2 protein-coding genes are annotated in these 744 nt (G+C 34.3%); both read left to right on the top strand.

Going from position 1 to position 744, the window contains the following annotated elements; all coding sequences use genetic code 11:
• A partial coding sequence (locus BRSU_RS14050) for a hypothetical protein (RefSeq protein WP_245158126.1) occupies positions 1-230 on the top strand: 230 nt, incomplete at its 5' end.
• A gap of 4 nt (positions 231-234) precedes the next feature.
• Positions 235-744: phage tail tape measure protein (locus tag BRSU_RS14045; protein WP_048596215.1), on the top strand; the 510-nt coding region annotated here is incomplete at its 3' end.

The following is a 744-nucleotide window of genomic DNA, read 5'->3' as shown; positions in this document are numbered from 1 at the left end:
TGGCACATCTAGCTCATAGTTATGGCTGGACAGAAGACTGTATGATGGAGATGAGTTTGCAAAGACTTCTGCTCTATTATACAGCTTCTTTAAATTTGCCTTATATAATCGAAGTTCAAGAAGAAACAAAGTCAGATAATAATGTAACAGAAACAAAGCAGGGAAATAAAACTATAAGAAGAGAAAAGCAAGGGCTTTGGGAAATAGAAACAATAATAACGGATAATTAAATAAATGAGTAGCTTAAATGTCAGTATATATGCAGATGCTTCCCAAGCTATTGAAGCATTTGGAAAACTTAAAGATAAAACAACCGACTTAGAAAGAGGTTTTGATAAAATAGGAAAATCTTTTGATAAGTTCGGTTCTTTAGCTACTAAAAGTTTAACTGTTCCAATAGCTGCAGGAACAACAGCTTTTGCATTAGCAACTAAAAAAGCTACTGATTTTGATAATGGAATGCGTGAGGTTCTTACGCTTCTTCCTAAATTAGGCAATGAAGGTTTTGAATCTTTAAAGCAGGAAACTTTGGCTTTTTCTAAAGAAATCGGAAAAGTACCTGAAGAAGTAGTACCTGCTTTATATCAATCACTTTCTGCAGGAGTTCCTAGAGAAAATGTATTTGACTTCTTAAAAACAGCAGCTGAAGCTTCAGTTGCAGGTGTTGCTGAATTAGAAACGTCAGTAGACGGACTTACTTCAGTGACAAATGCTTATGGAACAGAAGTTCTTAATGTTAATAGA

This window comes from Brachyspira suanatina, assembly GCF_001049755.1.
Taxonomy (GTDB): domain Bacteria; phylum Spirochaetota; class Brachyspiria; order Brachyspirales; family Brachyspiraceae; genus Brachyspira; species Brachyspira suanatina.
This window is presented reverse-complemented; position numbering and strand designations above follow the sequence as displayed.